Origin of the sequence: Noviherbaspirillum sp. L7-7A, from assembly GCF_019052805.1 — a bacterium.
Classification (GTDB): domain Bacteria; phylum Pseudomonadota; class Gammaproteobacteria; order Burkholderiales; family Burkholderiaceae_D; genus Noviherbaspirillum_A.
This window is the reverse complement of record NZ_JAHQRJ010000001.1, coordinates 3,030,224-3,054,803: the sequence shown is the minus strand read 5'-3', so window position 1 is coordinate 3,054,803 and position 24,580 is coordinate 3,030,224. Positions and strand designations below refer to the sequence as shown.

Below are 24,580 nucleotides of genomic sequence, written 5' to 3'. Positions count from 1 at the left end.
ATATTCTCGACCAAGTTTTTTTCATGTCAAATTGGCATTATCCGGTGTGCCGAAGCGGCGCCCGATCAACCGCGTTGGAGAGAGACCAAATGGACCAGCCCCAGGAACCGCAGCAAGCGCATGAACTGACCTCGCAAGTGACCTACAACCCCGACAATCTGCTGGACTCCCTGATCGAGCGGCTCAACCTGAAAAATGATGCGGCGCTGTCGCGCGCGCTCGAAGTGGCGCCGCCGGTGATCAGCAAGATCCGCCATCGCCGCCTGCCGGTCGGCGCTTCGATGCTGATCCGCATGCATGAAGTGTCGAACATGGACATCCGCGAACTGCGTGAACTGATGGGCGACCGTCGCACCAAATATCGCCTGAGCGATGCGCAGGGCAAGCCCAAGCCGGCAAAGACCTGAGACGTTTTTCAGGCAGCGCGGCGGCTATGTTGGGCAGCGCACCGCCAGCATTGAATCAAATCGGCATGATGATTCTTACCAGCCAGGGACGAGCGCCCTGGCCCTGTCCATGCTGATTTGAAGGAGATGTGATGAAAGCCAAGCTGATCGCCGTATGCCTGTTTGCCTCGCTTGCCGGCCTGTCCGGCGCTGCCTCGGCCAAGGGTTGTCTCAAGGGTGCCGCCGTCGGCGGCGTGGCTGGCCATGTGGCCGGCAGTCACGGCGTGCTGGGTGCTGCGGCCGGTTGCGCGGTTGGCCGGCATCGCGCCAACAAGAAGGACGCGGAAAAGACCCAGACCCAGGCGCAGGCCCGCCAGTCGACTAACAGCAGCGTGCCGGCAAGGGCGCAATAAGCTGTGCTGGCCGCGAGGCCAACATCCAGGGCAACTTCAGGCGCCGGGCGGGAAAGCCGGGCGCCTTGTTCCGTCCATGCGTGGTTCGGTTGAAGCCTGCGTGGAATAATGCTGGACGAAGCCATGGCGCAGGGCAGCCAGCTGGTGTGCTGAAATCACGTTCCCCAGCAATGCGGAGCGGGCCAGCAGCATGATGCCCTTGTCCTCGTTTCTCGCCACCCCCTTGCCTTCCAGATGGCAGCGCGCCAGCCAGTGCAGCGCATGGCTGTCATTCCTCTTTGCGGCAAGCCGCAGCCAGTAGACCGCTGCCCTGAATTTGCGGTGCTGCTGCAGAATCAGCGCCAGTTCTGTCTGGGCCGTGGCGTCGCCCCGGTCGGCAGCCTTCACCAGTTCCCAGTGGTCAATCGCAATGGCCGCATTCATATAGGCCGCATCCGGATCGATGGCGATGCCTTCACGGCCGCCCGGACCGGGCAGCGGCAGCAGCCGGATTTCCCCGCGCCTAATCCTGCGCCGGAAGGTGCTCTCGCTTAAGTCGCTCAGGGTCATCGCGGTCGACAGGCTGACGGTGCGCATGGAGGTGGCCTTTCATGGGTGGATTGCCTTGAACCGGCTTGTGGTCACCAGGATGCGCGGGCGGTTCCAGAGATTGGCAGGGTCAGCAACGTCGGCCAGGCGAGGAGAGCCATAAGGACGCGGCGCTTCATCAGTCAGCTGATGGCCATGGCGATAATTGCCCGTGGAGCCCGGTCACGACGGTCATGAACAGCTGTAGACAACTGTCACTTTCCAAAAAGAATCATTAAACGAACACACGATCGTCAATGGATTAATTTCTGATGGCATCCGCTTTGCTCTTGTGTTGCGCCGGTACATTTCTCTTCTCTGCCGGCTCCGTCCAACCCGCATGGAGCAATCATGATCAAACAACCTTACCCGCGCGGCCGCGCAAGCGGCTTTACCCTGATCGAACTGATGATCGTTGTAGCCATTATTGGCATCCTGGCCGCGGTGGCGCTGCCGGCTTATCAGGACTATACGAAAAGAGCCAAATTCACTGAGGTAGTGCTTGCAACGTCGGCAGCGAAGATCGGCGTGGAAATTTGCGCCCAGGATCTGGATACCTTGACCGGCTGCAATGCGGGTACAAACCAGATTCCGGAAAATTTTCCGCCTTCGTCGGGCAGTTCCGGCACTTCTTCCAATGCTTCAGCAACGCCCGCTAATCTTTCCAAATACGTCACGAGCCTGAACACCACTAACGGCGTCATTACAGCTACTGCTATTACAGGCGAGGGCCTTAAGGGTGAGACTTATATATTGAATCCAAACTATGCCGCTGGAAAGGTGACCTGGAGCGTCGGCGGTACCTGTATCGGTAAGAATCTCTGCAAGTAATCCAGTTCTTCCCGGATGCCCGCTCCAGCGGCGTGCATCCGACCAATCCTTCCCTACAACCCCCGCCCCGACCGCATCAGCAGCTCAATCCCGTCAAACGCCACCGGCTTGCTGAAGTAATACCCCTGCATCTGATCGCAGCCCAGCTGGCGCAGGTAGGCCAGCTGCTCGCCGGTTTCCACGCCTTCCGCGATGACCTTCAGGCGCAGGTTGTGCGCCAGTGAAATGATGGACGCGACGATGGCCGCGTCGTCAGGGTCGGCATTGACGTCGGCCACGAAGGAGCGGTCGATCTTCAGGATGTCGAGCGGGAAGCGTTTCAGGTAGGCCAGGCTGGAATAGCCGGTGCCGAAGTCGTCGATCGACAGCGTCACGCCCAGGCACTTCAGGTCGTTGAGGATGCGGATCGCCTGGTCCACATCCTTCATGATCAGGCTTTCGGTCAGCTCGATTTCCAGGAAGCGCGGCGCAATGCCGGCTTCGGACAGCGCCGCCTCGATGCTGGCCAGCAGTTCCCTGTGGCCGAACTGCCGGGCCGAGAGATTGACTGCCACCCGCATCTGCGCAAAGCCCGCGTCGTGCAGCGCGCGCACCTGGCGGCAGGCCGTGCGCAGCACCCAGTCGCCGATCGGCACGATCAGCCCGGTCTCTTCCGCCACCGCAATGAAGCGGTCCGGCGGCACCAGGCCCATGTCCGGATGGTGCCAGCGCAGCAGCGCTTCCATGCCGACCACGCGGCCGCTTTCGAGATCGAGCTGCGGCTGGTATTGCAGCAGCATTTCACCGCGCTCCAGCGCCGTGCGCAGCGCATTATCGATGCGCAGCCGTTCCAGCGCGCGGGCATTCATGTCGGCGGTATAGAACTGGTAATTGCCGCGGCCGCGCTCCTTGGCCTGGAACATCGCCAGGTCGGCCCGCTCGATCAGCGCATTGGCATTGACGCCGTCGGCCGGGTAGGCGGCCACGCCCATGCTGCAGCCGAGGAAGAATTCCTTCTGTTCGAACGTGATGCCCTGGCCGATTGCATGGGCAATGCGGTCCAGCAGCACGAAATTGAGCCGGGTGCCAGGCTGTTCGCTCAACAGCAGCACGAATTCATCGCCGCCAAGGCGGGCCACGGTATCGGTCTGGCGCAGCACATGCTGCAGCCGTTCGGCCACGGTCTTCAGGAAGGTGTCGCCAGCCTTGTGGCCCAGGCTGTCGTTGAAGAACTTGAAGCGGTCCAGGTCCAGGAACACTACCCAGATCTGGCTGTTGTGGCGCTGTGCGGCGGCCATCATGCGTTGCAGCCGGTCATGCAGCAGCGTACGGTTCGGCAGGCCGGTCAGCGGATCATGCGTAGCCAGGTGGTGCAGCGCTTCCTGCACGCTGCGGGTTTCGGTGACGTCGTACTGGGAAGCGACGAAATGGGTGACCGTGCCCTGCGCATCGGTCACGGGGGCAATGTAGAGATGGTTCCAGAATGGCGTGCCGTCCTTGCGGTAATTGCGCAGCACGGCATTGCCGGCGCGTTGCTCGCGCAGCGCCCGCCGGATTTCCACCAGGCCTTCCTGCTCGTCGTCGCCGGCCTGCAGGAACTTGCAATTGCGGCCAAGCGATTCGGCCGCGCTGAAGCCGGTGATGCGCTCGAATGCCGGATTCACATATTCGATGACGAAATCCGGCCCGGCCGCGCTGGTAATGACCATGGCATTGGCGCTGGCCTCCACCGAGCGCTGGAGCAGCCGCAGTTCCAGCAGGCGAGCCGCATTGCCCTCGGCCTGCGGCATGCCAGGCTGCTCCGGCTCAGGCGTCATGCAGCGCCAACTTCCGGCCCTGCCAGCACATGGTCCGAGCGCCTGGGCCAGACCTGGTTGCGGCCGGCCTTCTTGGCGGCGTAAAGCGCGCTGTCGGCCAGTTTCAGCAACTGGTCCATGCCGCTGATCTGGCTGTCCATGCTGGCCACCCCGACGCTGACGGTGTAGCGGATTTCCTGGCTGCCCACCATCACCCGCTGGCTTTCGACCGCGGTGCGAAAGCGCTCGGCCAGCTTGAATGCGCCCTCGAGGTCGGTGGAGGGCAGGAGCGCCGCGAATTCCTCGCCGCCCAGGCGCGCCACCACATCGATTTCCCGCACCGTGGCCGACAGCGTCTGCGCCAGGTTGCGCAGCACCTCGTCGCCCGCCGGATGGCCCCAGGTGTCGTTGATCTGCTTGAAGAAGTCGGCATCGATGGCCACCACCGACAGCGGCCGCGGAAAGCGGCGCCAGCGCTCCAGCTCCAGTTCGGCCGCCTCGAAGAAGGTGCGGCGGTTGGCGATGCCGGTCAGGTAGTCGCAGGCGCTGGCGCGCAGCACGCTGTCGCCTGCTTCGCGCTTGTCGGTGATGTCGCGGATGATCAGCGCATAGCCGCGCTCTTCCTCGGGCAGGTCGTCATCGCGCGACAGCGGCGCGATCATGGTGTTGCCCCAGAAGCGGCTGCCGTCGGCACGCATGCACCAGCCATTGTCCAGGCTCCAGCCGTTGGCATCGGCTTCCACCAGGCGGTCGGCGATGCGGTCGCTGGTGATGGCGCCGGACGGATGGAACAGTGAAATCTGGCGGCCGATCACGGCGCGCTCGCTGTAGCCGGTGACCCGGGCAATGCTCTGGTTCCAGGATTCGACGCGGCCACTCGGATCGAGCGACATCAGCGCGTAATCGGTAATGCCGGTCAGCACCGCGCTGAACCAGGCCTCGCTCTGCTTCAGCTGGCGTTCCCGCCGCACCGCCTGGGTAATGTCGCTGATGACGGCCATCATGCGGCTGTCGTCCAGTTTCAGCACCGTCAGCGACAGCATGCGCGCATCCTTCTTGCCGGGAATGCCGGCCGAAAGCTGCACCCGCAGGCTGTCGCAGACCGTGCCGTGCGGCTGCGGGAACTGGCTTACCATGTTGCGCAGTTCCGGCGCCACCTGTTCGAGCGCGTCGAACAGGTTGTCCAGGCTGCCGTCGCGCGACAGGGGCATCAGCAATTGCGCCGACAGCGGATTGATCATGGCAATCGATCCGTCCAGTGCGGTCTGGACGATGCCCACCGGCGCCAGGTACAGGAACTGCAGCAGCGCCTCGTATTCGCTTTCCAGGTTTTCCACGCCGGGCCTTGCCTACAGCGCGCGCTGGATCAGCACATAGCGCATGGCCTGCGCCGGGGCTGACAGCAGGCGCAGCTTGACCTTCACGGGCCGCATGCGCAGGGTCAGTACATAGTCGATGGTGTCATCCAGCGCGCTGCCGGCGCCGGCGGCATCCTCGAAGCGCTGGGCCACCATGAAATTGTTCATGCAGGGCGCGACATGGGTGAACAGGGACTGGCCGAGCACCCGCTGCGGCGACAGGCCGGCAGCGCGCGACTCGAAAGCGTTGTACTGACGGACCATGCCGTCGGCGTCGAAACCGATCAGCCCGAAGTCCAGGCTGTCCAGCAACTCCGGCGATGCGGATGTCAGGATGGGAAGCAGTTCGGGCTGGGCGAAAGCGTATTGTGCTAGCTGGGTCATGGAGAAATAGGGCTGAGCCGGTAAACTGGGAAATCGAGAAAATTTCTTCGTAGAAATATACTTATACCACATTTTATTTCCATCAGGCAATCAATCAATTGCCCTCATTGATCATGCATAAACCGCTTGCAGAATGATGGCGGCGCGGACCGGTCCAACCATGGCGGCACAACATCATCGAGGAGAACGGAATGGGAATGGAAACCGGAAAGCCCGGCGCGCAGCGCGCCGGCAATGACCAGAGCAGACAGCCTGGCCAGGAGGAAGCCGATCGCGACCGGCCGGAGGAAAGCGGCGACGAGGCGCTCAATGACGCTCGCGCCTTGCAGCAGATGATCGAGGGCGTGCCGGATTCGGACGCGGAATTCAGGCGTATCGAGCAGAAGCGCTGACCGCCGGCGCGGCGCCGGCCGATGGGACCAGCGTCCTATGCGGCATTCGCGCCCTGTGCTTCATTGTGGTAATGCCAGATGCGCTTCAACGCATAGCCGGTGCCGGCCTTGCGGACTTCGTTGCGGTCGCCCTCGAAGCGCCGGGTCTCGGTGAAGGTGGCAACCTTGCCCTTGTGCTCGAACGACCAGGCAAAGCAGATGGTGCCGGGTGCGATGCCGCCCTCGCCGGGGCCGGGGCCGGCGACGCCGGTGTCGGAAATGGCGACATTGGCGCGGGTGCAGGCCAGCGCGCCCTCGGCCATTTCGCGCGCCACTTCCTCGCTGGTGAGGTTGTAGCGTTCGATGGTCTCCTGCTTCACACCCAGGCAGCGCATCTTGGCTTCCTCCGAGTAGGTGACGAAGGCGCATTCCAGCCATTGCCCGCTGCCCGGCGCGTCGGCCAGGGTTGAGGCAATCATGCCGGCGGTGCAGGATTCGGCGGTGACCAGCTTGAGCTTGTTGTCTTCGAGATAGCGCAAGACGCTCTGCAGTTGTTGATCCATGGAGGAGTTTCCATTCTGTTTATGGGGAGGGACGCCGCCAGCGCCGGCGGATGAGAAAGGGCAGCAGGAACCAGGCGGCGCCGGTGATGAGGAAGACCAGCGCGGCGACCGATATGCTGAAGGGCTGCTCGCCAGTGGCCAGGCTGAATACAACGAACATTTCAAGGGCGAAGGCCAGCATCAGCATGAACAGCGCGGCGCAGATGCAGCGGGAAGACAGGGTAATCAGCCGGCGCGATACCCGCCCCGGTTCGGCAATGCGATGAAAGGCGGCAGGCGCCATGCCCAGCGCAATCGCCACGGCCACCATGGCCAGCGACAGCAGATGGGCCACCGGGCTTGGCCCGTGCAGGTGCTCGAAGCGCTCGTTGAAGACGGCAATGGTCTGGAAGCCGAACAGGGCCTGCATGCCGGGCAGCAGTATCCGGCATTCCTCAAGGATATTGCTCAGTTCTTCCTTCAGCGTTTCGGGCTGGCTGTCGTTGCGGGGCCTGGCGCTGGTTGGGTTGTGTTGCTGTCGGCTTGTCAAATCGAACATGAAAAAATTTTACATACGATTTTTTGGGGTGGGTTTGCGTCGACGTAATGGGGATGGCTGGGGCTTTCGGGCTGCCAGCGCGGTTGGTGGCGGCCGTGTGGGCGGGGTATGAGGCAGGGAAGGTGTGTCGCAGGGGGGTAATTGGTTTAAAGGCGCATTTCGTCAACTTGTTTTGACGGTAGTGAGGTCGTTTTGAATCGCTCGCTTTAAGAGCAACTGCTGCTTCGCGGTGACGCCTTCACGCCTGATGACCCAATACGCATGTCCTTGCATCATGACCAGGCCGGGAGTTCGCCCCGGCAGGCGACCCTCTTTTTTGCTTCGCCAAAAAAGAGGGGCAAAAAAGGCGACCCGGTGATCGCGCCCCGCTGCGCGGGGTCCCCGTGCCGTCGACGCCTGAAGCGGGGCGCGGCTAAACTCGCTACACTGCGTTTCGCTCAGACAGACGCCGCACCTTATCCGCTTCAGGCATCGCCGGCACGGCGCGCTCAACGGGGACTTGACCTGCCACGTCAAAAGCAAACGCAACGGCAACTGTCGCTGCGCGTACTTCAAACGCTACCGGTTTCATAGGGTGCAATGCCCGAAGGGCATTGCACCGCTTTCGCAAACTGGGGCGGTCTTATCGCTCGATTTCCGTGATTTACCATCAGTGGAATGCCCCTTCGAGGTATTCCACCAAACGAAAGATGCCGCGCATTTTCCGCTTCCGGAATCGCCGTCACGACGCCTCAACGGAATTTAAATGGCAACCACAAAAGCTTTCGATACGGCGCCACTGTCCACGACCTGCACGCTCCCGACTCAGATCCAGGACTCGCGCACCATCGGGTCGTCCTGGCTGCTGCGCTCTAGGCGCATCAGGCCGGGCGGCAGCTTGGCGCGCACATCGTTCAAGGTGTCGCCCACTACGAATTCACCGGTCTCGACATAGCTGCGATAGCGCCGCGCCACGTACTGGTTGGGAAAGGCGGGCGGCTCCTCGTAGACGATCCACATCGAGGTGTCATCGTCGTCATGGCGCCTGGACTGCTCCTTGCTCATGCTATTCCCCTTTGTTCGGTCTGCTGGCCGGGCACGGCATCGCTGGGTTGCACGTAGCTGGCCAGGAAAGTCTTGTTTTCACTGCCGTCGCCGAACGCGATGGTCACCATGTCACCCGCAATGGCGATCACCTCGCCCTCCTCGTGGCGCGGCACCCTTACGCGGCTGCCAACCGAAAACAGCGGCGCCGGCGCGACGGCCGCTGGCGGCGCCACCTCCACCGGGGCCGGGATGCTGGCTTCGAGCTGCCGGGTACGCTGGCAATTGTCGCAGGTATTGCAGGGCTCGACTGTGTCTTCTGCCTCGCCGAAATATTGCAGCAGCAGTTGCCAGCGGCAGGTGCCGCTCTGTGCATAGGACACCATCTGCTCCAGCGCCTCGCGGTCGCGTTCGGCCTTGTCGGCATAGGCGCCGGCCAGGATGTCGAAACTGTCGGCCGCGGCCGCCTTCCTGCCGGCGCAGATGCGCAGCTGCTTGTCCTGCGCCAGCAGGCCGGCTTCCTTCAGCAGCTTCAGCGCTACCCGCACCCGCGCCGCCGACATCGACGGCAGCGCCGCGGACAGGTCGGCAAAGGGCGTTGGCCCCTGCTCGGCCAGGGTGGCGGCGGCGGCATAGACATGCTGCACGTCGTCGCCGTCGGGATAGTCGCGCGCCAGGAAGAACTGCTGCACCCGCTTGTCCTTGAACTGGAACAGCAGGATGCATTCGGCATGCTCGCCGTCGCGCCCGGCGCGGCCCGACTCCTGGTAATAGGCTTCCAGGTTGGCCGGCATCTGGTAATGGATGATGAAGCGGATGTCCGCCTTGTCGATGCCCATGCCGAAGGCATTGGTGGCCACCATCAGCCGCTTCTCGCCCTGCATGAACTGGTCCTGATTGGCCTGCCTTTCCCTTGCGCCGAGCCGGCCGTGGTAGAGCGTGACGCTCTCGCCGCGCTCGGCCAGCGCGGCATGCAGCGCTTCAACCGCGGCCACGGTGGCGGTATAGATGATGCCCGGGCCCGGCTGCTGCACGGCTGTCTCCAGCAGCTGCGACAGCTTCTCGGTGTCGCTGGTGACCTGGGTGACGCTGTAGCGCAGGTTCTTGCGGTAGATGCCGGTGTTGATGATGCGCGGCCGCGACAGGCCGAGCTGCTTGACGATGTCGGCGATGGCTTCCTCGGTGGCGGTGGCGGTCAGGGCCAGCACCGGCGGCTTGCCGAGCGCGCGGATGGCGGCGGCGAGGTCGAGATAGGCGGGGCGGAAGTCATGGCCCCATTGCGACACGCAATGCGCCTCGTCGACCACGAACAGCGCGATCTTCTGCCGCCGCAGCAGCGCGATGAACTCCTGCTGGGTCAGGCGCTCGGGCGTGGCGAACACGATGCGGCAGCTGCCCTGCGCAATCGCTTCCAGCGCCGCGCCTTCCTCTTCCCGGTTGAGCGAACTGTTGACCTGCACCGCCGGTATGCCCATCTCGTCGAGCTTGGCGAGCTGGTCGCGCATCAGCGAGATCAGCGGCGAGACCACCAGCACCAGGCCGCGCAGCTGCAGGGCCGGCAACTGGTAGCACAGCGACTTGCCGGCGCCGGTGGGCATCAGGGCGAATGTGTCCGCGCCGGACAGGACGCTGTCGATCACATCGCGCTGACCCGGCCGCAGGCGATCGATGCCGAAGGTCTTGCGCAGGATGGGGGTGAACATGTCGGTGGCGCGGCGGCGCAGCTTGGCCGGACTGGTGGGAGCATTCATGAAGTGGCTGAAGGGCTATCGATGGAAGGACCCGTTCATTCTGTCCCCGCCAAGCGCGCAGGCCGTTGCGTAGAATCACCGGCGACTTGAATATCCCGCGCATGGATGCATATGCCAGCTTTCACGAAAACCTGCGAGGAATGCCATGCCAGCCGCAATGAAGATCGACTTCGTTTCCGATATTTCCTGCCCGTGGTGCGCCATCGGGCTCAATGCGCTGGAGCAGGCGCTGGCCGAGGTGCAGGGCGAGATCAGCGCCGACCTGCACTTCCAGCCCTTCGAACTCAATCCGCAGATGCCGGCCGAAGGCCAGGATATCGATGAGCACATCGCGCAGAAATACGGCGCATCGAAGGAGCAGATGGCGGCCAACCGCGAGCAGATCCGGCGCCGCGGCGAGGAGGTCGGCTTTATCTTCGGCGAAGGCAAGCGCAGCCGCATCTACAACACCTTCGATGCGCATCGCCTGCTGCACTGGGCCGAGGAGGAGGAAGGGCAGGGCAGGCAGCGAGAGCTCAAGCATGCGCTGTTCGAGGCCTATTTCACGCGCGGCGAAAGCCCGGGCGACCATGCGGTGCTGCTGGCGGCGGTGGAGTCGGTGGGCCTGGACCGCGACCGCGCCGCGGCCATCCTCGGCTCGGACGCGTATGCCGCCGAGGTGCGCGAGCGCGAGCGCATGTACCTGGATGCGGGCATTCACTCGGTGCCGGCGGTGATCATCAACGACCGCCACCTGATTTCCGGCGGCCAGCCGGCGCAGGTGTTTGCACAGGCGCTGCGGCAGATCGCCGCCGGCGGCTGAGCCGGCCAGGCATCAGGCCAGCGGCTGGTCGATGTTGACCGCCGCCGGCGCCGCTTCCTCGACCGGGATCGTACCGTCCGGCCGCAGATAGGTGCCGATCAGGCAGCCGCTGGCGATGCCGTGGCTGCGCAGCGCCTCCAGCACCGCCTCGCGGCCGGGCGTGCCGCCGAAGTCGGGCGCCTGTTCCAGCGCGAATACCTGGAAGGCATAGCGGTGCACGCCATGTCCCGGCGGCGGGTCGGGCGGCAGCCACGAGGCCTGCAGATAGGAATTGCGGCCGGTGTGATAGCCCAGGCCTTCGCTGTGGCTGCTCTTCAATGCATCCTCGGGCAGCGCGCCATCCTGCGGCGGCAGGTCGACCACGATGGCATGCACCAGCGGATGCGGCGTCGGCGCGTCGGCATCCTCGACGATCAGGAGTACCGAGGCGGTGCCCGGCGGCACCCCGGTCCACTCGACCGGCGGCGAGATGCCGGCGCCGTCGGCGGTGTACAGCGCCGGTATCGGCGCATGGTCGGCAAAGGCCAGGCTGCGCACCTGGATCGCCGCGGTGCCGCCGCCGACGCTGACGAGGTTGAAGGCGATCTGGTCGAGTCCGGCGCGCTGGTTGCGCAGGGCATGGCCCAGCGCCTGAGGCAGTTTTTCAAGCATGGCGCGTCATGGTCGGGGTTTGGCATCGCCCTTGATGAAGGACACCAGGTCGCGGTTGAGGTCATCCTTGTGGGTGATGTACAGGCCATGCGGCGCGCCGTCATACGCCTTGTACTGCGCGCCGGGCAGGGCTTTCGCGGTCAGCGCGCCGCTGGCCTTGATCGGCACCGTCTGGTCGGCGTCGCCGTGCACGATCAGCACCGGCACCGCGATCGACTTCAGGTCTTCCCGGAAGTCGGTGCCGGAAAAGGCGCGCACGCAGTCGATCGTGGCCTTGGGCGAGGCCGGCAGCGCCAGGCTGCGGGTCCATTCCAGGGTGGCGTCGCTGACCGGATGGCGCAGCATGCCGACATTGAAGAAATGCTTGCCGAAGGTGGTCAGGAAGTCCGGCCTGTCCTTCTTCAGCCCGGCTATCATTTGCTGGAACACGCTGTCATCGACGCCGTCCGGGTTGTCCGCGGTCTTGCGCATGAAGGGCGTGACAGCGCTGATGAAGGCAACCTTCTTCACCCTTGCGCCGCCATGGCGCGCCATGTAGCGCGCCACTTCGCCGCCGCCCATCGAAAAGCCCACCAGCACCACGTCCTGCAGGTCGAGCTGGTCCAGCAGGGCCTTCAGGTCGTCGGCGAAGGTGTCGTAGTCATAGCCTTCCCACGGCTTGGACGAGTTGCCGAAGCCGCGCCGGTCATAGGCGATCACGCGCAGGCCGTGCGCCGGCAACTCCAGCATCTGGTGTTCCCACATGGCATGGCTGACCGGCCAGCCATGGATCAACACCACTGGCTGGCCATGGCCGATATCCTGGTAAAACAGTTTCACTGCCTGGTTTTCCGTGCCTTGGCCGACTTCGATTGTGCTCATAGAACTTTTCCCGTTAGAAATGCTACTCATCGTCCGATCATCAAATAGAGTGGAGTGGACAGATGAAGTTCTGGCAACGCTTTGACAGCAGACAACGAAGGCGCGTATCGCTGCGGCAGGCGCTTCACGCCGGTGCATCGGAGTGGCATGCTTTGGCGCAATCGATGACTGGAGCGACGATGCGCATGCAATGGAAGGCATGGCGCCCACGGTTCCCGCGCGCCGCCATGCTGGCCGGCGCCATTCTGCTTGCGCCACATGCGCATGCCGCGCCCGACTGGTGGCGCGAGGCTGGCGACAGGCTCGAAACGATCGCGGACCAGGGCGCAACCGATCTTTACCTGTCCGGCTATGCCCATCATGGCCGCAATACCTATACGCGGGAACGCCTGGCCGAACTCAATGAACAGGCCTGGGGCATAGGCATCGGGCGGCGCGTGCGCAATGACAGGGGCAACGACGAGATGGTGTACGCGCTTGGCCTGTCGGATTCACACCGCAAGCCGCAGCTGATGGCGGGCTACGGCCATGAATGGATACAGCCGCTGGGCCCGGGCCTGGAAGTGGGTGGGGGGTTCACCGCCATGCTGATGAGCCGTGCCGACTACTTCCACGGCATTCCGTTTCCGATGGTGCTGCCCATCATGTCCCTGGGCAGCCGCGACATCAAGCTGCGCGCGTCCTATGTGCCGCGGCTATCGCAGCACAAGGGCAATGGCGATGTGCTGCTGCTGTTCTTCAGCATCGCCCTGTGAGCGGCGCGCTCGGTGCGCGACGCTTCAGCGCTGACCGTAGTACACCGGCGCCGGCGGACTGAGATGCTCCGCCTGGCGCCGCAGGTCCCCAAAACCGTTCAGCTGGTCGGCCGTGGACTTGCGTTGCAGGCCCGGCCGGCGTCCGCCTTCCATCGCCTGCACGGCCGACTTCAATTCCTCCGCAAAAACCTGCCGCTGCGCGGCGCTGCCAAGGCAGCCGCCTTCGCCCACCACCAGCGAGATGGTATCGCTGGCCGATGGCGCAACCCGGCAACTGGCGTGGCCGCACAGTGCCGGCAGCAGCAGGGCGAGAAACAGCAGGGGGCGATGCATGGCGTGAAACTCCGTTGAAGCAGGTGGCAACGTTTGGTTGCGGCCGATAACGCATTGTATGACACAATATTTCTTTTGGGAAATTTAACGGCTTTGTTCTACCAACTTTATGCGAAAAACCACTATCTTTCACATTGCGTGAAAGCATCGTGCAGCTTCGAATCAGTTTGGAGGCATATACCTGCAACCGGGCAGCGCTTACATCACCGCGCCCAGCAACATGGGCAGATCGCTGAAGTGATACCGGTTCTTGCCGGCCCGCTTGGCGTCATACAGCGCCTTGTCGGCGCGCGCCAGCAATTCCTCGACGTCGTTGCCGTCGCCCGGGTAGAAGGCGATGCCGATGCTGGCGCTGACCTTGACGGTCAGTTCGCCGATCTCGAACGGCGTGGACAGGAAGCGCAGCACCTTGGACGCCGGGCGCACCACGTCGTCGACATGGGCGATATCGGACAGCACCACCACGAATTCATCGCCGCCCAGGCGCGCCACCGTGTCTTCCTTGCGGGTCGCGCGCAGCAGGCGGTCGGCCACCATTTTCAGCAATTCGTCGCCGGTCTGGTGGCCGTGGGTGTCATTGACGGCCTTGAAGCCGTCGAGGTCCATGTACATCGCCGCCATCATGTTGTGGCCGCGGCTGGCATGCTGCATCGCCTTTTCGATACGGTCCACCAGCAGGCGCCGGTTGGGCAGGGCGGTCAGCGCATCATGCAGCGCCATTTCCTTTTGCATGCGGCCCTGTTCCGCCACGGTCTTGTAGAGCAGGCGCACTTCGAGCATATTGCGCACCCGCATCTGGAATTCGGTCATGTCATACGGCTTGGTCAGGAAATCGCGGGCGCCGGCTTCCAGCGCAGCGATCTTGAAGCCACGGTCGCCGGTGATTGCCAGTACCGGCAGGTAGGAGTCCTTCTCCACTTCCCGCAGCCTGGCCATGACTTCCAGCCCGTTCATGCCTGGCATGTGCATGTCCAGCAGGATCAGGTCATAGGCATGGGCCACGTGCAACGCCAGCACTTCGCTTGAATTCTTGCACGAGGAAATCTGGCTGTAGCCGGCCATCTTGAGGATTTCGATCTGCATGAAGAGGTTATCCTCGCAGTCGTCCACTACGAGAATTTTCGCTTTATGGATCTCGTCTGCAGGAATCATGCTGTCTTCTTTAAGATAGGGGTAAGAGGCGCAAGCGCCGAAAAAACCGGAATTCTGCCTCCTGTTTGCACTCTGATCGGTGCGTTAGCTCGCATATCGATGCATGCGAACAACTGAGACATGTTTCCATAGAAAAAGTTCTTGGTTTCTTTGCGTCACCATTGATTGGAATCAATTGGGCAATATGCGGCTGTCCGGGACGGTCATCGGGCCGCCACGGGCTGCCTGCCGGGCGGCGGCGCGCCGGGCCTGCATCATTTCGGCAATCACCTGTTCACGGGTCTTGGTACCGACGAATTCCACGACCGGCACCTCATTGCTGCCGACCTGGCGCGGCGCTTCCTGTGCCGGCGCCGGACGCGTCGTGCGCCGCGCCGGCCGCCTGGGTTTTGTTGCGGGAGAACTTTCCACTTTGCGAGGCGCTGCGGCCAGCCCGGCCGCGCCGAGCGCTGCCACCGCGCCCAGCGGCGCGCCGTCCGGCTCGTCATTGCCACGGGTTTGCGGACTGGCCGGCGCTGCAGCCGGTTCGGGCGCCGGCTCTGAAGGCACGGCGAGCGCCGGCGCTGGCGCCGTGCCCGGTGCCGGACCTGGCGATGCCGGCAGCGCGACCGGCGTGGCCGCCGGCGTTGGCGCGGTGACGGCAACGGCGTGCGTCGGTGTGGCGACCGCAACCTGTTTTTGATTCGGCAACCATCCCAGCATGGCCGCAATGGCGGTGAAGCTGGCCAGGATCACCGCGCCGGCCGCGCACAGGACCAGCGGATGGGTGCCTGTGGCTGTCGCCGGCATGGCCGGGCCAGTGTTGGCAAGCACTGGCAGGTGCATCACGTTTGGCGTGTTGGCCTCGGCCGCCGGCTGCCTGGCGGTAGCGTTGTCGTTGGCAGCCGTTGACGACCGCGCGATGTCCGGTTGTGCTGTCACCGCCAGCGGCAGCGCCTCGATCAGCGCCGACACGCTGGAAAACACGCGGTTAGCCACATCGCCCAGTTCGGTATTGGCATCGTCCTCGCCGATGGCGGTCCAGACCGGCGCCGGCGTGCGGCTGACCTGGCCGGGAATGACGCCATTGGACTCGGCAATGCCCAATGCGTCGGCGCTGCCGTCGAGCAGCAGGACCAGGTCGTAAGGCTCGATGCCATGCTGCAGGCGGATCTGTTCGAACGCCTGCTCCAGGGAAGCGCTGCCAGCCTGATTGAAGCCGGCGGCATAGTGGTCGCAGCGCAGCGGATGGGTGGCACGCAGGCTCAGACGCTGGCGCAGCGCGGCCAGCCCGGGCGAGGTGTCCGGGGCGATGACCGCCAGCCTGCGCAAGTTGGTCGGAAAGGGTAATTCGCGATTCGCGTACCAGTGATCCAGGGTCCTGGCGCCTGCATGCTCCATGACTGTCCTTTGTTCAAATTCTGTCCATGAACCGGAAGGTGTTCCGGTCCGTCCTTCAAGCCTGACTGCGCAATGCGTATCGAAACGACAACGAATTGTAGGGATGAACGGTGCGCCGGGATTTGTTGCTACGCAGTACTTTTTCAGAAATAACAATTATTTCTCAAAATTAAGCACCTTGCCGCAGATAGTGGCTTTTGCTCTGATGTTCGTCAATCGCATCGAAATCTGTTCGTGTTCAGCATTGTCCTACACGCGCTTGAGAAGGCGTCCTATACAGCCTGCCGCCAATGCTGCCTAAGCTGGCTTTTCGCTTGTCGGGAAGTTGAAAAGAGCTTTGTTGCCGACATGTCATTCCTTTCATGAATTCCGACTGGAGGATCCGATGTTTGCTCATAACAAGCGTTTGCAGTACACGGTAAGGGTCAGCGAGTCCAATCCGGGCCTGGCCAATCTGATGCTGGAACAGTTCGGCGGTCCACAGGGCGAACTGGCGGCCGCATGCCGCTACTTCACCCAGGCGCTGGGCGAAGACGATCCGGGCCGCAAGGACATGCTGTTCGATATCGCGACCGAGGAATTGAGCCACCTGGAAGTCATCGGCACCATCGTTGCGATGCTCAACAAGGGCGCCAAGGGCAGGCTGGCCGAAGGCGTCGAGTCAGAGGCGGAAATTTATCGTTCCATCACCGGCGCCGGCAATGACAGCCACCTGACCCAGGTGCTGTACGGCGGCGGCCCGCCGCTGGTGAACTCGGCTGGCGTGCCTTGGACGGCTGCCTATATCGACACCATCGGCGAGCCCACCGCCGACCTGCGCTCCAATATCGCCGCCGAGGCGCGCGCCAAGATCGTCTATGAACGCCTCATCAACCTGACCGACGATCCGGGCGTAAAGGAAGCGCTGGGCTTCCTGATGACACGCGAGATCGCCCACCAGAAATCCTTCGAGAAGGCGCTGTACTCGATGGAGACCAACTTCCCGCCGGGCAAGCTGCCGGGCGATGCGCGCTTCACCAATGTCTATTTCAACATGTCGCAGGGCGAACCCGAGAAGCGCGGTCCGTGGAACCAGGGCGAGCAATGGCAGTTCGTCTCCGACCGCGAGCAGCAGATGGCGGTGGACGGCGGCAGCGGCGAGGGCAGCGTTCAGCTGACCACGCCGGAAGTGGCAGTGGTGGAGAAGATGGCCATGCGCACCGCGTCCGATCCCAACAGCGACCCGGTCACCGGCGCCGAGCTCAAGCCCGGCAAGGAAGGCGGCAGCGGTACCGTCGCCGATGGCGCGCCGGCCAAGCCAGCCGCTTCATGACGGCCTGCTGATGCATTTGCCGCCGTCGCCAATGGTGGTTGCGTGACACCGCCGCCGCCCATCGACAGTGCCACTGTCGATGCGGGCCTGCCGCCCCGGGCGGTGGGCCCGTGCCCCTTGCCGCCCGGCCGCTGGCTGCGCCGGCTGCTGGGATTCATGGGGCCCGGCTACCTGATCGCGGTGGGCTACATGGACCCCGGCAACTGGGCCACCGATCTGGCGGCCGGCTCCGGTTTCGGCTATGCGCTCCTGTGGGTGATCATGCTGTCGAACCTGATGGCGATCCTGCTGCAGGTGCTGGCCATCCGTCTGGGCGTGGTGACCGAGATGGACCTGGCCCAGGCCTGCCGCGCCAACTCTTCCCGGCTGTCCGGCCTGGCGCAATGGATCCTCTGTGAAATCGCCATTTGCGCCTGCGACCTTGCCGAAGTGATCGGCAGCGCCATTGCGCTGAACCTGCTGTTCCATATTCCTCTGCCATGGGGCGTGGCGCTGACCGCGCTCGACGTGGTGCTGGTGTTCTGGCTGCAGACGCGCGGCATGCGCTACCTGGAAGCCATGATCATTGCGCTCCTGACGCTGATCTTCTGCTGCTTTGCTATCACGCTGGCCATGGCCCAGCCCGACTGGGCCGACGTCGCCAGTGGCATGGTGCCGGCGCCGCAGGCGCTGGCCAATCCGGAGATGCTCTACCTGGCCATCGGCATCATTGGCGCTACCGTGATGCCGCACAACCTCTATCTCCATTCCTCCATCGTCCAGCATCGCGCACGCGCGCCGGGCGAGGCCGGCAAGCGCGAGGCGATCAGGTTCGCCACCATCGACATCGTCATCGCGCTGTTCTTCGCCTTCCTGGTCAATGCCGCGATCCTGATCGTGTCGGGTGAAGTCTTTCACGAACGTGGCCAGACCCAGGTCGCCGAGATACAGGACGCCCACCGGCTGCTCTCGCCCATGCTGGGCAGCGCCATCGCCAGCACCCTGTTTGCGCTGGCGCTGCTGGCGTCCGGCCAGAGCTCGACCATTACCGCCACCATGGCGGGCCAGATCGTGATGGAAGGCTTTCTGCAATGGCGCCTGAAGCCGTGGATGCGGCGCCTGGTCACCCGTTCTGCCGCCATCGTGCCCGCCCTGCTGGTGGCGGCCTGGTATGGCGAGTCGGGCGTGGCGCGGCTGCTGGTGCTCTCGCAAGTTCTGCTAAGCCTGCAACTTCCTTTCGCCATCGTGCCACTGATCCGTTTCACCAGCAGCAGCCAGATGGGCGTCTTTGTCAGTCCGCGCTGGCTGACCCTGCTGGCGTCGGCAGTGGCGCTCCTGATCATCTCGCTGAACCTGACGATGCTGTTCAACCTGGGCAGGGAGTTCTTGTCGTGACGATCGGCCGGTGCAAAAGGGCAGGGCAATATCCTTTGGCGCGGCGCAATTGCAGTAGCAAGTAGCGGCAGTAAAACATCAGCTTGTCCGGCCTGCTTGTGGATATCCACAGTTGTGAGGCGGGCGCCCGATGGTCAAAATCCGCGCCTTACTGTCCGTACCCGACTCTTTTAAGTAGGCAACTCATGACCCGCAAACCTTTCTACCGGTCCCTGTATGTGCAAGTGCTCTTTGCCATCCTGATCGGCGTGCTGCTTGGCCACTTCCATCCCGAATCCGGCGCGGCGATGAAGCCGCTTGGCGACGGCTTCATCAAGCTCATCAAGATGATCATCGCGCCCATCATCTTCTGCACCGTGGTGGTGGGCATCGCCGGCATGGAAGACATGAAGAAGGTCGGCAAGACCGGCGGCCTGGCATTGCTGTATTTTGAAATCGTCAGCTCGATCGCGCTGGTGGTCGGCCTGGTGATCGTCAACCTGGTACAGCCTGGCGTGGGCATGAACATCGACCCGGCTTCGCTCGACACCAAGGGCATCGCCGCCTACACCGGCCCGGGCAAGATGCAGAACACCACCGAGTTCCTGCTCAACGTGATCCCGAGCACCGTGGTGGATGCCTTCGCAAAGGGCGAGATCCTGCAGGTGCTGCTGTTTGCTGTGCTGTTCGGCTTCGCGCTGCACCGCTTCGGCGGCCGCGGCACGCTGGTATTCGACTTCATTGAAAAGATGTCGCACGTGCTGTTCGTCATCGTCGGCTACATCATGAAGGTGGCCCCGATCGGCGCGTTTGGCGCAATGGCCTTCACCATCGGCAAATACGGCGTGGGCTCGCTGCTGTCGCTGGGCAAGCTGATGGGCACCTTCTACGCCACCTGCCTGGTGTTCATCTTCGTGGTGCTGGGCATCATCGCCCGCTTCAACGGCTTCTCGATCTGGAAGTTCATCAAGTACATCAAGGAAGAACTGCTGATCGTGCTGGGCACCTCGTCGTCCGAGTCGGTGCTGCCGCGCATGATGGCCAAGATGGAAAACCTGGGCGTGAAGAAGTCCGTGGTCGGCCTGGTGATTCCGACCGGCTATTCCTTCAACCTGGACGGCACCTCGATTTACCTCACCATGGCGGCGGTATTCATTGCCCAGGCCACCAACACGCCGATGACGCTAACCCAGCAGATCACGCTGCTGGCGGTGCTGCTGCTGACGTCCAAGGGCGCGGCCGGCGTGACCGGCAGCGGCTTCATCGTGCTGGCGGCCACGCTGTCGGCCGTGGGCGGCGTGCCGGTGGCCGGCCTGGCGCTGATCCTGGGCATCGACCGCTTCATGTCGGAAGCGCGCGCCCTGACCAACCTGATCGGCAACGGCGTGGCCACCGTGGTGGTGGGCCGCATGACCGGCGACCTCGATGTGGCGCGCATGCAGCGCCAGCTCAACAATGAAACCGATGAGGAAGCCGAAGAGCCGGAAGCGGTGCTGGACCGCAGCGAGGCCCATATGGCCGCACAGACCAGGCACTGACCGCCTGGCGCATCCAGGGGGGCGGCGCTGCCGCCCCTTTTCAATTTTTGCCTCGTCACGTTTTCCCTTCCTCCTTGCTTTCCCGATGGCCAATCACAGCATCCGCTTCCTGGTGATGGTGCTGCTCGCCCTGGGCGCGCAGCTGCTGCTGGCCTGGCTGCTGTCGACAGCCGGCCGGCGTGTCGGCGCGCGGCGCGGGACGCTGGCGCTTATGGTCCTGGCCAGCAGCGTGCTGACGGCATGGTTGCTGTATTACCGTCTGCCTGAGCAACTGCCCATCTGTACCAGCGACCTGCTGGCTTATCTGCAATGCCTGGGCTTCTGACGCCGGCAGCGCTCCCAGTCCTCATCGCCGCATTCCGCCTGCCGCTGCTGTCATCCCGGCATCATCTTGCACAAATTGCATAAGCTTTTGATCATAAAGGAGATTTTTTTATCGCAAAGTTAAAATTTCTGTATTGAATCATTTCTATAAAGAAATAAGATAGGGGCCTCAAACCAGAAGGAGACATCATGAGCCAGAGCTATCTTGACGCCGTCGTTCATTCCAGCCGCCCGGCGATGCCGCTTTCCGGCCGCGCCGAGCAGGCCTTGCCTTTTACCGTGCGCGTGGTCAGCGGCCGGAGCGCGCTGATGAAGGCGGTGCAGATACGCCAGGCTGCCTATGGGCGTCACCTTCCCGAATTCGCCCAGACACTGGCAGCGCCCGAAGCGCTGGACCTGCGGCCCGGCGTGGCGGTGCTGCTGGCCGAATCCAAGCTCGATGGCGCGCCGCTGGGCACGATGCGCATCCAGACCAACCGCTTCCAGCCGCTTGCGCTGGAGCAGTCGATCACGCTGCCCTCCAGCCTGGCCTGCCGGCCACTGGCCGAAGCTGCCCGGCTCGGCGTGACCGAGCAGCGTGTCGGGCGCATGGTCAAGACCGTGCTGTTCAAGGCGTTTTTCCAGTATTGCCAGCAGGCCGGCATCGAGTGGATGGTCATTGCCGGCCGCGCCCCGATAGACCGCCAGTACGAGCGGCTGCTGTTCGACGATGTCTATCCCGAGGCCGGCTATATTCCGCTGCGCCATGCCGGCAACCTGCTGCACCGGGTGATGTCGTTCGAGGTGGGCAGCGCCGAAGAGCGCTGGGCAGCGGCTAGCCATCCGCTGTATGACTTCATCTTCCGGACCGTGCATCCGGACATCATGCTCGATGCGTCCTGCGAGGCATCCCACAGCTTGCCGATGCCGGGCATGCGGCTGGCATCGGCTAATTTTGCCGATTCCATGCGCCTGGACAAGTTGGCTGCATAAGCCAGCCATTGCATGGCGCCATTTCAGCTAACGTAACGTCATTACGTTAGCCGGCAAGCCCGTGATCGATGCGGGCACCGCGCGGAAATGACGCATCATGCATGGCACCCTCCTGCAGCCTGACAGCAATCCCTTCCGTGGACGCACGCGTCTCGAGAATGCGTTGTACCTGCTGTCGGTGTATCTGGCGCCGGCCCTGATCGGCATAGCCACCCTGCTGGCGCTGACTGCCTGGAGCGGCCATTACCCGGCAGGCAAGGGCGAGACGCTGATGTTTCGTGTCGTGCCCGAAGCGCCCGGTGACCGCGGCACGGACGACCCGGCAGCGGCGCTGGCGCGCCTGAATGGCCAGCCGCCGTTCTCGCGTTATCACACCAGGCTTGCCGAAACCCCTTTCTGGATCGTCTTTTCCACCAGCCCGCCGGCGCAACGCGCGCCCGTGATGCTGGAGTTCCCGTCGCGTCATGCGCTGGACCTGCGCTGCTGGGATGCGGGCAGCCTGACGCCGCTGGGCAGCGGCAACCGCACCGGCACCGAGGGCGGCATCACGCGCATCAAGGCCGGCTTCGCGCTGGCGCCGGGCCTGTCCACCGAAGTGCTGTGCCGCATGCGCTTCATTGGCCCGGCGGCGCTGTCGGTGATGCAATGGCCGCCCGACCGGCTCCAGCTTTCCGCCTATGAATTCCACCGCAACGCCGGCCTGCTCGACGGCGGCCTGCTGGTGCTGGCCGCCTTCGTGCTGATCACGGCGCTGATCCTGCGCTCCGGCACCTATGTGCTGTTTGCCGCTTGGCTGGTGATCAACCTGCGCATGGCGGCGCTGTCGGGCGGCTGGGACATCCAGTGGCTGGGCCGCAACCTGCCCACCGAGCTGCTGCCCAAGATCAGGCTGCTGACCACGGCGCTGTACTACACCTTGACCATCATGCTGTTCTGCACCCTGTTCCAGAGCGACCTGGCTAAAGTCGGCTATCGCTGGCTGCTGCGGCTGGCGCAATGGACCTGCCTGCCGCTCCTGCTGCTGTCTGTGCTGCTGCCGTACCACGACTTCCTGCCCTTCATCTGGGCCGCCACCGGCATCTGCACCGGCGTGCTGGTGTTCTTCCTGGCGCGCATCCTCTTCATCGTGCCCTCGCGCAGCGCGGTCTGGTACAGCGCCTCGATCGCGGTGACGCTGCTGGCCAGCCTGTATGAAGTGTTCGCCGCGGCGCTGGGCATGCATGCGCTGATCGGTACGGTCAACAGCGTCACCGCGGCGCTGTCGTCGAGCCTGCTGGCGGCGCTGGCCATTGCCGAGCAGATGCGCCAGGAACAGCAGCAGCGGCTGGCGGCCCAGGCGGCGCTGCGCAATGCCTTCGACGCCATGCCCATCGGCCTGTTCACGCTGGACCTGCAGGGCCATGTGCTGTCGGCCAATCCGGCGTTGAAGCAGATGCTGGGCGACGATGTGCTGGAGCCGGGCCGCAACCAGTGGAGCCGGCATTTCAGCGGCCATGCCTGGAGCAGCCTGCAGCAGATGGCGCGCCGCCAGCATCATGTCGAACTCGAACTGAGCAGCGCGCACGGCCCGACGCCGGAGGCGCCGCAGCGCCATTTCCTGGTCAAGGCCACGCTGGCCAACGGCAAGATAGAGGGTTCGCTGCAGGATGTGACGGCGCAGCGCGCGGCCACCGAGGAGCTGCGTTTCCTGGCGCTGAACGATCCGCTGACCAAGGTCTGCAACCGGCGCGGCATCGAGGCCGTGCTGACCGAGGCGATCGCGCAGCTGGCGCAGGGCAGGCCGCTGACGCTGGCCTATCTCGACCTGGACCGCTTCAAGCTGATCAACGACCTGTATGGTCATGCCGCCGGCGACGAGATCCTGAAGCTGGTATGCCAGCGCATCAGGACACTGCTGCAGGGCGGGCAGCAGATCGGCCGGGTGGGCGGCGATGAATTCGTGATCGTCATGCCCGACACCGCCATCGGCCCGGCCGCATGGACCTGCCGCAGCATCATCGACCGCATCGGCACCGAGCCTTACCGGCTGGGCGACAAGGCCTTCCAGGTGCGCGGCTCGATCGGACTGATCGAGGTCGAGCCTGGCGCCGCGATCCGCGACATCATGACCAATGCCGACCGCGCCTGCCGCGCCGCCAAGAGCACGGCCAGCGACGGCCTGGTGGTCTATGAGCGCGGCTCGGCGGTGTTTCGCGAGCGCCAGGCCGAACTGCGGCTGGTCGAGCAGCTGTCGGCGCCGGACGCAGGCGACTTCCTGTTCCTGGAAATGCAGCCCATCATGTCGCTGTCGGCGCCCCACGGCTCGCTCAATTTCGAAGTGCTGCTGCGCATGCGCGAACGCGACGGCAACGTCATTACCGCCGGGCGCATCATCCCGGCGGCGGAAAGCTGCGGCCGCATCGGCATGATAGACCGCTGGGTGCTCAAGACCACGCTGGACTGGCTGTCGGCCAGCTGGGAGCTGCTCAGCCGCACCCAGTTCGTCTGCATGAACCTGTCCGGGGCCTCGCTCAATGACGAGCGCTTCGTGCAGGACACCTTTGCGATGCTGGCCGCCAACCCGGACGCGGCCCGCCGCCTGTGCATGGAAATCACCGAAAGCGTGGCGCTGCACGACCTGGAGAACACCCGCCGCTTCATCGACCAGGTGCGCAGCCACGGCGTGAAGATCGCGCTGGACGATTTCGGCGCCGGCTACACCTCTTTCTCCTACCTCAAGGACCTGCCGGCCGACGTGGTGAAGATCGACGGCAGCTTCATCGTCGACATGAACGACGACCCGGCCAACATCACCATCGTCGAGGCCATCGTCACCCTCGCCGGCAGCCTGGGCATGCGCACCATCGCCGAATGGGCGGAAGACCAGGCCACCGTGCAGGCGCTGGCCGAACTGGGCGTGGATTATGTGCAGGGCTATGCGGTGGCCAGGTCGCAGGCGCCGGACACCCTGCTGCGCTTCACCTCCGCCGCCGGCTTCATCCAGGACGAAGCCATGCGCAGCTATGTGCTGACCCTGGGCCCCGCCGCCATGCCGGACGTGGTCGGCCTCGTGCAACCGCGCCGGGATGGCTGACGGCGCGTGCCGTCGGCTTCAAGCGCCTGTTGGCTCCCGCTGTTCCTTCCCGCCACCGGCATATTTTCGTGCCGGACCGGGCCTCCATTCTTCAACACCGCCTGCAAGTTACTG

General features: G+C 63.9%; 25 protein-coding genes. 12 read left to right on the top strand and 13 right to left on the bottom strand.

Going from position 1 to position 24,580, the window contains the following annotated elements:
• Positions 1–89 precede the first annotated feature (89 nt).
• Positions 90–407 carry a hypothetical protein gene (locus tag KTQ42_RS13860; RefSeq protein WP_217346031.1) on the top strand — a complete coding sequence of 106 codons (318 nt, stop codon included), beginning with the start codon at positions 90–92 and terminating at the stop codon, positions 405–407.
• Between the two features lie 131 nt (positions 408–538).
• Positions 539–799 carry a hypothetical protein gene (locus tag KTQ42_RS13855; RefSeq protein ID WP_217346030.1) on the top strand — a complete coding sequence of 87 codons (261 nt, stop codon included), beginning with the start codon at positions 539–541 and terminating at the stop codon, positions 797–799.
• 36 nt (positions 800–835) lie between these two features.
• Here KTQ42_RS13855 and KTQ42_RS13850 read toward each other — a convergent pair whose 3' ends face one another.
• Positions 836–1,375, bottom strand: coding sequence for an SEL1-like repeat protein (locus KTQ42_RS13850; RefSeq protein WP_217346029.1), 540 nt, complete (start codon positions 1,373–1,375; stop codon positions 836–838).
• Positions 1,376–1,717: 342 nt separating this feature from the next.
• On the opposite strand from KTQ42_RS13850, the gene KTQ42_RS13845 reads away from it, so the two are divergent.
• A complete protein-coding gene (locus KTQ42_RS13845) occupies positions 1,718–2,197 on the top strand; it encodes a prepilin-type N-terminal cleavage/methylation domain-containing protein (protein WP_217346028.1) in 480 nt (159 codons plus the stop codon).
• A 53-nt stretch (positions 2,198–2,250) separates the two neighbouring features.
• On the opposite strand, the gene KTQ42_RS13840 is transcribed toward KTQ42_RS13845, so the two are convergent.
• Genes KTQ42_RS13840 through KTQ42_RS13830 form a run of 3 tightly spaced genes read right to left on the bottom strand, consistent with a single transcriptional unit; the run spans position 2,251 to position 5,714 of the window.
• Positions 2,251–3,993 carry an EAL domain-containing protein gene (locus KTQ42_RS13840; RefSeq protein ID WP_217346027.1) on the bottom strand — a complete coding sequence of 581 codons (1,743 nt, stop codon included), beginning with the start codon at positions 3,991–3,993 and terminating at the stop codon, positions 2,251–2,253.
• Positions 3,990–5,309, bottom strand: coding sequence for a sensor domain-containing diguanylate cyclase (locus KTQ42_RS13835; protein WP_217346026.1), 1,320 nt, complete (start codon positions 5,307–5,309; stop codon positions 3,990–3,992). The genes KTQ42_RS13840 and KTQ42_RS13835 overlap by 4 nt, the downstream gene beginning before the upstream one ends.
• 12 nt (positions 5,310–5,321) lie before the next feature.
• Positions 5,322–5,714, bottom strand: a complete 393-nt coding sequence (locus KTQ42_RS13830; RefSeq protein ID WP_217346025.1) for a PAS domain-containing protein — start codon at positions 5,712–5,714, stop codon at positions 5,322–5,324.
• Positions 5,715–5,905: 191 nt separating this feature from the next.
• On the opposite strand from KTQ42_RS13830, the gene KTQ42_RS13825 reads away from it, so the two are divergent.
• Positions 5,906–6,106 (top strand): hypothetical protein, encoded by a 201-nt coding sequence (locus KTQ42_RS13825; protein WP_217346024.1) that lies wholly within the window; start codon positions 5,906–5,908, stop codon positions 6,104–6,106.
• A 35-nt stretch (positions 6,107–6,141) separates the two neighbouring features.
• Here KTQ42_RS13825 and KTQ42_RS13820 read toward each other — a convergent pair whose 3' ends face one another.
• The 4 genes from KTQ42_RS13820 to KTQ42_RS13805 form a co-directional block, all read right to left on the bottom strand.
• Positions 6,142–6,648: a CinA family protein gene (locus tag KTQ42_RS13820; protein WP_217346023.1), complete on the bottom strand. Its 507-nt coding sequence runs from the start codon at positions 6,646–6,648 to the stop codon at positions 6,142–6,144.
• A 19-nt stretch (positions 6,649–6,667) separates the two neighbouring features.
• Entirely contained in the window at positions 6,668–7,186 is a 519-nt protein-coding gene (locus KTQ42_RS13815) for a DUF6328 family protein (protein WP_217346022.1), read from the bottom strand.
• 804 nt (positions 7,187–7,990) lie between these two features.
• Positions 7,991–8,230, bottom strand: coding sequence for a hypothetical protein (locus tag KTQ42_RS13810; RefSeq protein ID WP_217346021.1), 240 nt, complete (start codon positions 8,228–8,230; stop codon positions 7,991–7,993).
• Positions 8,227–9,960, bottom strand: coding sequence for an ATP-dependent DNA helicase RecQ (locus KTQ42_RS13805; RefSeq protein WP_249222761.1), 1,734 nt, complete (start codon positions 9,958–9,960; stop codon positions 8,227–8,229). The genes KTQ42_RS13810 and KTQ42_RS13805 overlap by 4 nt, the downstream gene beginning before the upstream one ends.
• A 145-nt stretch (positions 9,961–10,105) precedes the next feature.
• On the opposite strand from KTQ42_RS13805, the gene KTQ42_RS13800 reads away from it, so the two are divergent.
• Positions 10,106–10,762 (top strand): DsbA family oxidoreductase, encoded by a 657-nt coding sequence (locus KTQ42_RS13800; protein WP_217346020.1) that lies wholly within the window; start codon positions 10,106–10,108, stop codon positions 10,760–10,762.
• Positions 10,763–10,774: 12 nt separating this feature from the next.
• Here KTQ42_RS13800 and KTQ42_RS13795 read toward each other — a convergent pair whose 3' ends face one another.
• Both KTQ42_RS13795 and KTQ42_RS13790 read right to left on the bottom strand, forming a co-directional pair.
• The gene (locus tag KTQ42_RS13795; RefSeq protein ID WP_217346019.1) at positions 10,775–11,413 is read right to left on the bottom strand and encodes a YbhB/YbcL family Raf kinase inhibitor-like protein; all 639 of its coding nucleotides are present in this window, start codon (positions 11,411–11,413) and stop codon (positions 10,775–10,777) included.
• A 6-nt stretch (positions 11,414–11,419) separates the two neighbouring features.
• Positions 11,420–12,274 (bottom strand): alpha/beta hydrolase, encoded by an 855-nt coding sequence (locus KTQ42_RS13790; RefSeq protein WP_217346018.1) that lies wholly within the window; start codon positions 12,272–12,274, stop codon positions 11,420–11,422.
• A gap of 179 nt (positions 12,275–12,453) precedes the next feature.
• On the opposite strand from KTQ42_RS13790, the gene KTQ42_RS13785 reads away from it, so the two are divergent.
• A complete protein-coding gene (locus KTQ42_RS13785; protein WP_249222760.1) occupies positions 12,454–13,029 on the top strand; it encodes a hypothetical protein in 576 nt (191 codons plus the stop codon).
• Between the two features lie 24 nt (positions 13,030–13,053).
• Here the strand turns inward: KTQ42_RS13785 and KTQ42_RS13780 are convergent, their stop codons facing one another.
• The 3 genes from KTQ42_RS13780 to KTQ42_RS13770 form a co-directional block, all read right to left on the bottom strand.
• Positions 13,054–13,362: a hypothetical protein gene (locus tag KTQ42_RS13780; RefSeq protein WP_217346017.1), complete on the bottom strand. Its 309-nt coding sequence runs from the start codon at positions 13,360–13,362 to the stop codon at positions 13,054–13,056.
• Between the two features lie 198 nt (positions 13,363–13,560).
• A complete protein-coding gene (locus KTQ42_RS13775) occupies positions 13,561–14,514 on the bottom strand; it encodes a diguanylate cyclase (RefSeq protein ID WP_217346016.1) in 954 nt (317 codons plus the stop codon).
• Positions 14,515–14,685: 171 nt separating this feature from the next.
• Positions 14,686–15,894 carry a hypothetical protein gene (locus KTQ42_RS13770; protein ID WP_217346015.1) on the bottom strand — a complete coding sequence of 403 codons (1,209 nt, stop codon included), beginning with the start codon at positions 15,892–15,894 and terminating at the stop codon, positions 14,686–14,688.
• Between the two features lie 385 nt (positions 15,895–16,279).
• Between KTQ42_RS13770 and KTQ42_RS13765 the strand changes: the two genes are divergently transcribed.
• From KTQ42_RS13765 to KTQ42_RS13740, 6 genes are all read left to right on the top strand, one after another.
• Positions 16,280–17,206 (top strand): manganese catalase family protein, encoded by a 927-nt coding sequence (locus KTQ42_RS13765; RefSeq protein ID WP_217346014.1) that lies wholly within the window; start codon positions 16,280–16,282, stop codon positions 17,204–17,206.
• A 42-nt stretch (positions 17,207–17,248) separates the two neighbouring features.
• Positions 17,249–18,580 (top strand): Nramp family divalent metal transporter, encoded by a 1,332-nt coding sequence (locus KTQ42_RS13760; protein WP_349292146.1) that lies wholly within the window; start codon positions 17,249–17,251, stop codon positions 18,578–18,580.
• 185 nt (positions 18,581–18,765) lie between these two features.
• Positions 18,766–20,097 carry a dicarboxylate/amino acid:cation symporter gene (locus tag KTQ42_RS13755; RefSeq protein ID WP_217346013.1) on the top strand — a complete coding sequence of 444 codons (1,332 nt, stop codon included), beginning with the start codon at positions 18,766–18,768 and terminating at the stop codon, positions 20,095–20,097.
• An 85-nt stretch (positions 20,098–20,182) separates the two neighbouring features.
• Positions 20,183–20,422, top strand: coding sequence for a hypothetical protein (locus KTQ42_RS13750; RefSeq protein ID WP_217346012.1), 240 nt, complete (start codon positions 20,183–20,185; stop codon positions 20,420–20,422).
• Between the two features lie 188 nt (positions 20,423–20,610).
• Positions 20,611–21,393: a hypothetical protein gene (locus tag KTQ42_RS13745; protein ID WP_217346011.1), complete on the top strand. Its 783-nt coding sequence runs from the start codon at positions 20,611–20,613 to the stop codon at positions 21,391–21,393.
• Between the two features lie 97 nt (positions 21,394–21,490).
• Complete coding sequence (locus KTQ42_RS13740; RefSeq protein WP_217346010.1) at positions 21,491–24,466, top strand: EAL domain-containing protein; 2,976 nt, start codon at positions 21,491–21,493, stop codon at positions 24,464–24,466.
• Positions 24,467–24,580: the final 114 nt, after the last annotated feature.

Coding starts and splice junctions, on each gene's coding strand:
- KTQ42_RS13860 (WP_217346031.1), top strand. CDS start 90: ATGGACCAGCCCCAGGAACCGCAGCAAGCGCATGAACTGACCTCGCAA.
- KTQ42_RS13855 (WP_217346030.1), top strand. CDS start 539: ATGAAAGCCAAGCTGATCGCCGTATGCCTGTTTGCCTCGCTTGCCGGC.
- KTQ42_RS13850 (WP_217346029.1), bottom strand. CDS start 1,375: ATGCGCACCGTCAGCCTGTCGACCGCGATGACCCTGAGCGACTTAAGC.
- KTQ42_RS13845 (WP_217346028.1), top strand. CDS start 1,718: ATGATCAAACAACCTTACCCGCGCGGCCGCGCAAGCGGCTTTACCCTG.
- KTQ42_RS13840 (WP_217346027.1), bottom strand. CDS start 3,993: ATGACGCCTGAGCCGGAGCAGCCTGGCATGCCGCAGGCCGAGGGCAAT.
- KTQ42_RS13830 (WP_217346025.1), bottom strand. CDS start 5,714: ATGACCCAGCTAGCACAATACGCTTTCGCCCAGCCCGAACTGCTTCCC.
- KTQ42_RS13825 (WP_217346024.1), top strand. CDS start 5,906: ATGGGAATGGAAACCGGAAAGCCCGGCGCGCAGCGCGCCGGCAATGAC.
- KTQ42_RS13820 (WP_217346023.1), bottom strand. CDS start 6,648: ATGGATCAACAACTGCAGAGCGTCTTGCGCTATCTCGAAGACAACAAG.
- KTQ42_RS13815 (WP_217346022.1), bottom strand. CDS start 7,186: ATGTTCGATTTGACAAGCCGACAGCAACACAACCCAACCAGCGCCAGG.
- KTQ42_RS13810 (WP_217346021.1), bottom strand. CDS start 8,230: ATGAGCAAGGAGCAGTCCAGGCGCCATGACGACGATGACACCTCGATG.
- KTQ42_RS13805 (WP_249222761.1), bottom strand. CDS start 9,960: ATGAATGCTCCCACCAGTCCGGCCAAGCTGCGCCGCCGCGCCACCGAC.
- KTQ42_RS13800 (WP_217346020.1), top strand. CDS start 10,106: ATGCCAGCCGCAATGAAGATCGACTTCGTTTCCGATATTTCCTGCCCG.
- KTQ42_RS13795 (WP_217346019.1), bottom strand. CDS start 11,413: ATGCTTGAAAAACTGCCTCAGGCGCTGGGCCATGCCCTGCGCAACCAG.
- KTQ42_RS13790 (WP_217346018.1), bottom strand. CDS start 12,274: ATGAGCACAATCGAAGTCGGCCAAGGCACGGAAAACCAGGCAGTGAAA.
- KTQ42_RS13785 (WP_249222760.1), top strand. CDS start 12,454: ATGCGCATGCAATGGAAGGCATGGCGCCCACGGTTCCCGCGCGCCGCC.
- KTQ42_RS13780 (WP_217346017.1), bottom strand. CDS start 13,362: ATGCATCGCCCCCTGCTGTTTCTCGCCCTGCTGCTGCCGGCACTGTGC.
- KTQ42_RS13775 (WP_217346016.1), bottom strand. CDS start 14,514: ATGATTCCTGCAGACGAGATCCATAAAGCGAAAATTCTCGTAGTGGAC.
- KTQ42_RS13770 (WP_217346015.1), bottom strand. CDS start 15,894: ATGGAGCATGCAGGCGCCAGGACCCTGGATCACTGGTACGCGAATCGC.
- KTQ42_RS13765 (WP_217346014.1), top strand. CDS start 16,280: ATGTTTGCTCATAACAAGCGTTTGCAGTACACGGTAAGGGTCAGCGAG.
- KTQ42_RS13755 (WP_217346013.1), top strand. CDS start 18,766: ATGACCCGCAAACCTTTCTACCGGTCCCTGTATGTGCAAGTGCTCTTT.
- KTQ42_RS13750 (WP_217346012.1), top strand. CDS start 20,183: ATGGCCAATCACAGCATCCGCTTCCTGGTGATGGTGCTGCTCGCCCTG.
- KTQ42_RS13745 (WP_217346011.1), top strand. CDS start 20,611: ATGAGCCAGAGCTATCTTGACGCCGTCGTTCATTCCAGCCGCCCGGCG.
- KTQ42_RS13740 (WP_217346010.1), top strand. CDS start 21,491: ATGCATGGCACCCTCCTGCAGCCTGACAGCAATCCCTTCCGTGGACGC.